The organism is Streptomyces anatolicus, from assembly GCF_019400875.1.
Lineage (GTDB): Bacteria > Actinomycetota > Actinomycetes > Streptomycetales > Streptomycetaceae > Streptomyces > Streptomyces anatolicus.
The window spans coordinates 1-8948 of record NZ_WMBF01000254.1 but is presented as its reverse complement, the minus strand read 5'-3'; the positions used below and the strand labels follow the sequence as shown (position 1 = coordinate 8948).

The window sequence follows — 8948 nt, the reverse complement described above, 5'->3', positions numbered from 1 at the left end:
GGGCCGGGGACAGGGCCGGGGGGCCCGTTCGCGAAGTGATGCCGAGGGGGGCGTCATGCGACCGGAAGCTCGCCGTTCTATGACAAAAGGGGCGGCGGCCTGCCACTGACGCGTCCGTGAAGGTCGAGGGGGACCCCGGCGGGCGGAGAGAAAAAGGAACACGCGGGCGACCGCGTGCGGGGGGATGACTCATGACGTCGACGCCGGCGGGCGCGCGGCAGGACGGTCCATCGCCGACGAGCCGGCTATGGGTGCCGTCACATGCGACAGGTGGCTTCCGCAGAATCAAGGGGACCCTGCCGAGGTACGACTACGAGCATTACAGCCGCCTCGCCGGGCCGCTCACCCAGCCCGACCCGAGCAGGCCGTACCAGGTCGGGTACCGCTCGCTGCTCTCGCAGGAGCCGCACCGGATCCGGGCCGCGCTGATGCTGGGCGCGGCCCCGCTGCTCTCCCTCGTCCTGCTCGGCTGGCTGCTCCAGCCCGAGCACTGGACGGAGCGGGACCACGTGGCGAACGACTGGCTGCCGGCGCTCGACGTCGTCATGCTCGTCTCGATCGGCCTGATCGAGTTCTTCCGCTGCATGAACGTGGTCTCGAACGCGCACGCGACGCTGGTCGCCCGTGACCCCATACCCGTGGTGCCCGAGACCGGCACCAGAGTCGCCTTCCTCACCTCGTTCGTGCCCGGCAAGGAGCCGATCGAGATGGTGACGAGGACGCTGGAGGCCGCGGTCAGGATCCGTCACCGCGGCCTGCTGCACGTCTGGCTCCTCGACGAGGGCGACGACCCGGAGGTCAAGGAGGTCTGCCTGCGGCTCGGCGTCCACCACTTCTCCCGCAAGGGCGTGGCGAGGTGGAACACGCCCAAGGGCCCGCACCGCGCCAGGACGAAGCACGGCAACTACAACGCCTGGTTGGACGCGCACGGCGACGGCTACGACTTCTTCGCGTCCGTGGACACCGACCACGTACCGATGCCGAACTACCTGGAGCGGATGCTCGGCTTCTTCCGGGACGAGAACGTGGGCTTCGTGATCGGCCCGCAGGTCTACGGCAACTACGACAACTTCGTCACCAAGGCCGCCGAGTCGCAGCAGTTCCTCTTCCACGCGCTGGTCCAGCGGGCGGGGAATGCCTACGGCGCGCCGATGTTCGTCGGCACGAGCAACGCCGTGCGCATCAGGGCCCTGAAGCAGATCGGCGGCCTGTACGACTCGATCACCGAGGACATGGCGACCGGCTTCGAGATCCACCGCGCCACGAACCCGGCGACCGGCAGGAAGTGGAAGTCGGTCTACACCCCGGACGTGCTCGCGGTCGGCGAGGGCCCCAACGCCTGGACGGACTTCTTCACGCAGCAGCTGCGCTGGTCGCGCGGGACGTACGAGACGATCCTCAAGCAGTTCTGGAAGGCGCCGTTCTCGCTGCCCCCGGGCCGCCTCTTCAACTACACGATGATGGTCATCTTCTACCCGATGTCCGCCATGAACTGGATCCTGGCGGCGCTGAGCTGCGCGCTCTTCCTGGGCCTCGGCGCGTCCGGCGTGAACATCGACCCGGCCATCTGGCTGATGCTGTACGGCAACGCGTCCGCGCTCCAGATCGGCCTCTACATCTGGAACCGCAGGCACAACGTCTCCCCGCACGAGCCCGAGGGCTCCGGCGGGGTCGCCGGCATGGTGATGTCGGCGCTCTCCGCGCCGATCTACGCGCGCTCGCTCCTCGACGCCGCCCTGCGCCGCAAGAGCAGGTTCGTGGTGACCCCCAAGGGTGACTCGGCGAGCCCGGACACGCTCTTCGGGACGTTCCGGATCCATCTCTTCTTCATCCTGGTCTTCGGCGGCTCGGTGGCCGCTTCCTTCGTGTACGGCCACTCGCACCCCGCGATGATCGTCTGGGCGTCGTTCGCCCTGCTGATCACGGCGGCCCCGATCCTCGCGTGGCGCTGGGGCATGCGGCAGGCCCGGAAGAGGCCGGGGCCGCCCGTGCCCGACGCGGTGGTCCCGCGGCCGAGGCCCAGCTGGGCGGCGGCGCCCGAGCAGACCATGCGGATCGCCCTCGGGGGACGTGAGAAATGAGAGAGCGTTCCGGCCGCCGCCGCGCCCGCCGCATCGCGATAGGGACGGCGGTCGTCCTCGCGCTGGCGGGGATGAACGGCCCCTGGCTGTGGCGCGTGGGCTCCGAGAAGTACCACGAGTACAAGATCAACCGGCCGGAGTACAAGGCGGACAACGGCCACTGGGAGATCGTGGACTTCCCCGAGGAGTACCGGCAGAACACCATCCACGCGGCGCTCCTGCACACGGGCAAGGTGCTGCTGATCGCCGGGTCGGGCAACAACCAGAAGAACTTCGACGAGAAGAAGTTCGACACCCGCCTGTGGGACCCGGTCAAGAAGACCATCAAGAAGATCCCGACACCCACCGACCTGTTCTGCACGGGCCATACCCAGCTGGGCGACGGCAATCTGCTGATCGCGGGCGGCACCAAGCGCTACGAGAAGCTGAAGGGCGACATCACCAAGGCCGGCGGCCTGATGATCGTCCACAACGAGGACCCGGACGAGCCGAAGACGATCCCGGCGGGCACCAAGTTCACCGGCAAGAAGAACGGCAAGACGTTCGTCTCCCAGGACAGCGTCCTGGTGGAGAAGGCGAAGAAGGTCTTCGACAAGCGGACCGGCCGGTTCCTGCGTACGGAGCCCGGTCTCGGCCGGATCTACGTCGAGGCGGCCAAGAGCGGCGCCAAGTACGAGACGGGTACGCAGGACAACTACCGCATCCAGGGCCTGAAGGGCTCCGACACCCGCAACGTCTACGGCATGGCGCAGAAGCTCGCCCTGGACAAGAAGGACTTCCAGGGGATCAAGGACACCTTCGAGTTCGACCCGGTCGCCGAGCGGTACATCAAGGTCGACCCGATGAACGAGGCGCGCTGGTACCCCACGCTGACCACGCTCGACGACGGCAAAATCCTCTCCACCTCGGGCCTCGACGAGATCGGCCAGCTGGTGCCGGGCAAGAACGAGGTGTACGACCCGAAGACCAGGAAGTGGACGTACACCAAGGGCATCCGGCAGTTCCCGACCTACCCGGCGATCTTCCAGATGGCCGACGGCAGGCTCTTCTACTCCGGTTCGAACGCGGGGTACGGCCCCGACGACGTCGGCCGCAAGCCCGGCATCTGGGACCTGCGGACCAACAAGTGGCGGGGCGTCCCGGGCCTGAGCGACCCCAAGCTCCTTGAGACGTCCGGCACGGTCGAGCTGCCGCCCGCGCAGGACCAGAAGTACATGGTGGTCGGTGGCGGCGGGGTCGGTGAGTCCAAGGAGTCCAGCGAGAAGACCCGCGTCGTCGACCTGACGGCGGACGAGCCGAGGTTCGTCGACGGACCGTCGCTGGAGAAGGGCACGCGCTATCCGCAGATCTCGACGCTGCCCGACGACACCGTGCTGATCTCCGGCGGCTCCGAGGACTACCGGGGGCGGAGTGATTCCAATATCCGCCAGGCGCGGATCTACGACGCGAGGACCGGGAAGATGCGGAGGGTCGCCGACCCGCTGGTCGGCCGCAATTACCATTCCGGGTCGATTCTGCTGCCGGACGGCCGCGTGATGTTCTTCGGCTCCGACTCGCTCTTCGCCGACGAGGCCAACAGTCAGCCGGGCGTCTTTGAGCAGCGCATCGAGATCTATACGCCGCCGTATCTCTACCGGGGTGCGCGGCCGGGTCTTGGCCGGGGGCCTGAGACGATCAAGCGGGGGGAGTCCGGGACGTTTCCGACGCGGCATGCGTCGTCGATCAGGACGGCTCGGCTGATTCGGCCGAGTGCGTCTACTCATGTCACGGATATCGACCAGACCTCGGTGGCTTTGGACTTGGAGACGTCCAAAGGGGCGGTTTCCGTGACGGTGCCGAAGAATCGGAGTCTGGTGGAGTCCGGGTGGTACATGCTTTTCGTTACGGATGATCAGGGGACTCCGAGTCGGGCTCGGTGGGTTCGCGTCCCGTAGAGGTCGAATTGGTGAGGTGCGTGGGGAACTGCGGCTTTCCGTGGGCTGAGCGCGCAGTTCCCCGCGCCCCTTGCGGGGCGCTCCCCTCAGCCAGCGTTTTTTGCGAGGCCGAGCGCGTACTCCGGCCACCACTCGCCCGCCTTCGGGCCGCCCCTGCACGTTCCGTCTGATTCGCCCGGGCGTTTGACCCAGAGGTAGGCGTCGACGAGCGGGTCGTCGGTCTTCGTCGTGGGGGTTTCGCCGAGCGCCCGGCCCGGCGGGTTGCACCAGGGGTCCTTGCCCTTGTCGTAAGGGCCGTTGCCGTTGCGGCCCGTGTCGATGACGAACGGCTTGTCGCCGACCTTCGCCGAGAGCTTCTTGCCGAACTCCGTACTCGCCTCGGTGGTCTGGAAGTTGGATACGTTCACCGAGAAACCGTCGGCCTCCTCGACACCGGACCGCTTCAGGGGCTCCCAGAGCGAGTCGGGGTTCTGCCAGCCCGCGTTGCCCGCGTCCAGGTACACCTTCGTGTTCTTCAGGGAGTTGAGCTTGTCGATGGCGCCCCTGAGCAGGTCGTACCGCTCCTCGTGGAACTGCTCGGGCGTGCAGTTGTCGACCATGTGCAGCACCGCGTCCGGTTCCAGGATGACCGTGGCGCGGCGGTCGCCGATGCCCTTGGCTACCTCGTCGACGAATGCGCGGTAGGCGTCGCCGTCGGCCGCGCCGCCGCCGGAGTACTGGCCGCAGTCGCGGTGCGGGATGTTGTAGAGCACCAACAGGGCGTCCCTGTCGGCCTTTTCGGCGGCCTCGGTGAAGCCGCGCGCCTGGTCCTGCGCGTTCTCCGGGACGAGCCACTCGGCGACGGGCTGCTCGGCGATCTTCCGGACCAGTTCGGCGTCGTCCTTCTCGCCGTCCTTCTCATAGGCGGCGACCTGCTTGGCCGCGTTCCCCTCCGGGTTGACCCAGTAGGGGTCTTCTTTCTTGGGCTGCTGCTTCACCGGCGTACCCGACGTCTCCCCCTCCGGGTCACCGCCGGAGGAACACCCGGAGAGGAGCAGCGCGGCCCCCGCCAGCGCCACTCCCGTCCGCACCCCCCGGGCCGCGAAACCACGTCCGCGACCTGTGCCTTTTCGGTACATCCAGTCCCCCCTCGGGTGCACTGTCCGTATCCCAATCCTGACATAAGGACACTGTGTCCACGAGGGTCGTCCGTCGGGCGGAGAGAGCTGTAGGAGAGCTGTTACCGAGAGGTGCCGCGGGGCGCGTTACCGCCGCGCCGCGGCCGGGTAGGCGCAGTCCGCGGGGAGTGGAGGAGAGAGGGTCATGGGGGACCGCCCATGCGCACTGCGGCTCGCGGAAGTTCTGGTGGAGGCCGCGGACACGCTGACCGACGACTTCGACCCTGAGCGCCATCTGCGCCGGGTGTCGGACCGTTCAGTGGAGCTGCTCGACGCGCAGGGCGCCGGCGTGCTGTACGCGGACGGGGGTGACGGCGTCCGCCTCATTCCCGGCAGCCGCCAACAGGAAGCGGTGCGCGCCCTGTTGGCGGTCCAGCGGCAGGACGGGCCGTGCCTCGACAGCCTCGGGACCGGCGAGCCCGTGCCGCCGGTGCGTGTCGACTCCCACGACGCGTCGGCCCGCTGGCCGGCGTTTGCCGAGCGGGCCGGTGAGCACGGCGTCGCGCAGACCTTCGCGGTGCCGCTGCGGCACGGCAGTTCGACGCTCGGCGTACTGAATGTCTTCGTATCGCACGCACAGCAAAAGGCCTGCGCGGAAGTGGAGTTGCGGATCACCCAGGTGCTTGCCGACGCCGCCGCGGTGGGGCTGGCCCATCACCGCACCCACGCGCGGTACCTGACGCTCACCCAGCAGCTCCAGAGGGCGCTGGACAGTCGTATTCGCATAGAACAGGCCAAAGGCATGCTCGCCGAGCGCTGGAACACCGGTATGGACGAGGCATTTGAGGCGTTACGGCGTTATGCGCGCAGGGAACGGCAGGTCATCGACATGGTCGCCGTTCAGGTGATCAAGAGAACGCTCGACGGTGAAGTGCTCCGGAAGGACCGGTCGGCGTCTTCCTGAGAAAACGGCCCCCGCGGCGGGAAGCCCGGGGCGGAACGCGGGGAAGCCCGGCGCGAAAGGGAGGGGCGAATTGGCGATATCCGGACTCCGGATCCCTCTAGGCCGACGCGCTCATTCGTCCTAGAGTCTGTCGCACGGCCCAAGCCCCCGGCCTTCTCGGTCATTCCCCCATTCCGGAATGGCCGTGAACCTCCCGCGCCGGCGCCGGGTTCCTCCCGCAGCTCGTGCGCGCGCGGTCGAGGACCAGCCCGGTCGGTGGCTCAGGGGGGAGCGGGCCGCCGATCGGGCCGGGACCGCCGGTCCGCCCCGTGCCGCGGGGGCCTCCCGAGGGGTGTTGACAGCCCCCCTGACGTGCTGGGACTCTCCGAGACGACAAGTCCATACATCGAGGCGACGGTTGACAGGAACCCGGTGCGAATCCGGGACGGTCCCGCCACTGTGACCCGCACGCGACGAGCGTGCGCGGAAGTCAGGAACTGAACCGTCGTCCTCCTGCCATGGGGCGTGGAAACCCCAGAAGGAGGCCCACCGGTATGTCCCTGCACTCCGCAGCGCCGCACACCGACACCACGGCGAGCCAGGCCGCCGTGACACAGACCCGCGACTGGCTGATCGCCTCGGCCGCCGCGATCCTCGCGCTGGTCGCGCTCTACGCCGTGTTCCTCGACAACGGCACGCTGATCTCGGCGACCGGCGACTATCTGCACGAGTTCGCGCACGACGGCCGGCACCTCTTCGGTGCCCCGTGCCACTGACCGGGCGGACGGGCACAAGCACCATGCACTCTTCCCCCGTACTCCCCCTGCTCGGGCGCGGTCTGCTGGCGGGAGGGGCGGCGGGCCTCACCGCCGGTCTCTTCTCGCTGCTGCTCGCCGAACCCCTGATGGACCGCGCCATCCGCGCCGAGGAGAAGCGCTCGGCCGCCGAGGAGCACGCGCACGGCGCGGCGCAGGCCGTCCAGCACCACGAGGAGCTGTTCAGCCGCTCCACGCAGCACGGCGGCCTCGTGGTCACCGCGGTCGTCGCGGGGCTCGCCCTCGGCGTCCTCTTCGCCGTCGCGTACGCGGCGGTGCACCGCCGGGATCCGGCCGCCAGTCCCTGGCCGCGCGCGCTGGCCTTCTCCGCGGCGGCCTTCCTCGCCGTCTCCCTCCTGCCCGGCCTGCGCTATCCGGCGAACCCGCCGGGCGTCGGCGACGCGGGAACCGTCGGCGACCGCCAGGCGCTGTGGCTCGCCGCGGTCGCCATCGGCGTCCTCGGCATGTTCCTCGTACGACAGGTGTACGTACGTCTGTCGGCGCGCCCCGAACCGGTGCGGCACCTGGCGGTGGCGCTCACGGCCGTCGTCGTCCTCGCGGTGCTGTTCCTGCTCCCGGGGAACCCGGACCCGGTCCCGGTGGACGCGACGCTGCTGTGGGAGTTCCGCATGCTGTCGCTCGGTTCGCACGCGCTGCTGTGGGCGGTGTTCGCGGCGGTCTTCGGCGGGCTCGGTCTGCGGGCGGCGCTCAGACCGTCGGCGGCGGGCCGCGCGACGCCCGTACTCCCGTGAGGTAGCGCCGCGCTACCCCCGTACTCCGGTGAGGTACGCCGAGACGATCACGTTGGCCGTGTAGGTGCCGGTGGCTCTGTCGAAGACGCCGCCGCAGGTGATGAGGCGCAGTTCGGCGCGGCCCCCCTCGTGGGGGCCGTACGCCTTCCTCGCGTCGAAGCGGTCGCGGGTGACGACCTGGACGTCGTCGACGGTGAACTCCGCGACCGTGCCGTCGTCGCGGCTCACGTCGATCTTCTCGCCGGGGCGCATCGCGCTGAGGTCGTAGAAGACCGCGGGCTCGGTCCGCGTGTCGACGTGGCCGACGAAGAGGGCGGCGCCCGGGGCGCCGGGGCGGGTGCCCCCGCCGTACCAGCCGACGGTGTCCGCCTGGGTGTACGGCGGTGGGTCGATGGCGCCTTCGGGGTCCAGGCCCCGGGCGGTGACGGGGGCGGCGACCTCCAGGGACTGCACCTCGACGTGCCGGGGCCGTGCGGGGGCCAACGGCTCGTGGGCGGGCGGGAGTTCGACGTTTCCGAGGGGGCGGCCGACTGCCGCCGCGTCGCCGTTCGCGGGCGCGGAGAGGCCGGCGCGCAGGTCCGCGATCTGGGCGCCCCATAGGCCCAGGCCCGCCAGGAGGGCGGCCCAGGCGAGGCCCGTACGGAGGCGTCCGGTCCCGGGCGGGCGTTCAGCGCCGCCGGACATCGTCCCGGCCCTTCCGTCACTCGGAGCGGCTGCGGCGGCGGATGCCGCGGAACGCCACGGCGACCGCCGCGGCTCCGGCGAGTACCAGGCCGACCACGGCGTGCGGGGTGCCGGGGCCCGCCTCGTCGGCGCCGGCGGAGGCGACCGAGGGGAAGCGCGCGGTGCCGCCGCCGCCGGCCCGTACCGGGGAGACCGGCTCCGGGTTGCGCTGGATCACGCGGACCGTGCCGGTGCGCTGGTGGGGGTGGCCGTCACAGATGACGGTGACCTCGTACGAGCCGGAGAGCCCGCTCCTGAGCTTGGCCTTGCCGTTCAGGGAGTTCTTGCCGCCGTCGCCCCCGGTCAGCTCGGCGTCCCCCTCGAAGGCCCCGGACCCGGCGGACCCGGTGGTGCCTTCGCACCCCGAGACGCTGACCTCCACGCCGGTTCCGGCGGGGGCCTCCGCGGGGGTGACGGTGGCCCGTACGGCCCCGTCCTCATGGCCCTGGGCGCCGGTCGCGGGCCCCGCGAGGGCCAGCGCGAGGGCTATCGCGCCCGCACGAAGAGCGAGGGTACATATACGCATCGTGAACCTCCTGTACCTCGAGGTTCACGCATCCGCCCGCGCGGCGCATCCCGGGGGCGGGGGCGCTGGGCTCCGCC

At 70.0% G+C, this 8948-nt stretch carries 8 protein-coding genes and 1 riboswitch; of the genes, 5 read left to right on the top strand and 3 right to left on the bottom strand.

Annotated features, from left to right (window positions below):
- Positions 1 to 191 precede the first annotated feature (191 nt).
- Positions 192 to 2081 (top strand): glycosyltransferase family 2 protein, encoded by a 1890-nt coding sequence (locus GKQ77_RS21045; RefSeq protein WP_219690478.1) that lies wholly within the window; start codon positions 192 to 194, stop codon positions 2079 to 2081.
- Positions 2078 to 4015: a radical copper oxidase GlxA gene (gene glxA / locus GKQ77_RS21040; protein ID WP_219690477.1), complete on the top strand. Its 1938-nt coding sequence runs from the start codon at positions 2078 to 2080 to the stop codon at positions 4013 to 4015. Before GKQ77_RS21045 ends, glxA begins: the two co-directional genes overlap by 4 nt.
- Positions 4016 to 4101: 86 nt before the next feature.
- Here glxA and GKQ77_RS21035 read toward each other — a convergent pair whose 3' ends face one another.
- Positions 4102 to 5133, bottom strand: coding sequence for a glycoside hydrolase family 6 protein (locus tag GKQ77_RS21035; RefSeq protein ID WP_219690476.1), 1032 nt, complete (start codon positions 5131 to 5133; stop codon positions 4102 to 4104).
- Between the two features lie 184 nt (positions 5134 to 5317).
- Between GKQ77_RS21035 and GKQ77_RS21030 the strand changes: the two genes are divergently transcribed.
- From GKQ77_RS21030 to GKQ77_RS21020, 3 genes are all read left to right on the top strand, one after another.
- Positions 5318 to 6076 (top strand): GAF and ANTAR domain-containing protein, encoded by a 759-nt coding sequence (locus GKQ77_RS21030; protein ID WP_219690475.1) that lies wholly within the window; start codon positions 5318 to 5320, stop codon positions 6074 to 6076.
- A gap of 378 nt (positions 6077 to 6454) precedes the next feature.
- A riboswitch (cobalamin riboswitch) is annotated at positions 6455 to 6575 on the top strand.
- A gap of 34 nt (positions 6576 to 6609) precedes the next feature.
- A complete protein-coding gene (locus tag GKQ77_RS21025) occupies positions 6610 to 6831 on the top strand; it encodes a CbtB domain-containing protein (protein WP_037898044.1) in 222 nt (73 codons plus the stop codon).
- A 23-nt stretch (positions 6832 to 6854) separates the two neighbouring features.
- Complete coding sequence (locus GKQ77_RS21020) at positions 6855 to 7622, top strand: CbtA family protein (RefSeq protein WP_219690474.1); 768 nt, start codon at positions 6855 to 6857, stop codon at positions 7620 to 7622.
- Positions 7623 to 7634: 12 nt separating this feature from the next.
- Here GKQ77_RS21020 and GKQ77_RS21015 read toward each other — a convergent pair whose 3' ends face one another.
- Positions 7635 to 8306, bottom strand: a complete 672-nt coding sequence (locus GKQ77_RS21015) for a class F sortase (protein ID WP_219690473.1) — start codon at positions 8304 to 8306, stop codon at positions 7635 to 7637.
- A gap of 16 nt (positions 8307 to 8322) precedes the next feature.
- Positions 8323 to 8871: a hypothetical protein gene (locus GKQ77_RS21010; RefSeq protein ID WP_219690472.1), complete on the bottom strand. Its 549-nt coding sequence runs from the start codon at positions 8869 to 8871 to the stop codon at positions 8323 to 8325.
- Positions 8872 to 8948 lie beyond the last annotated feature (77 nt).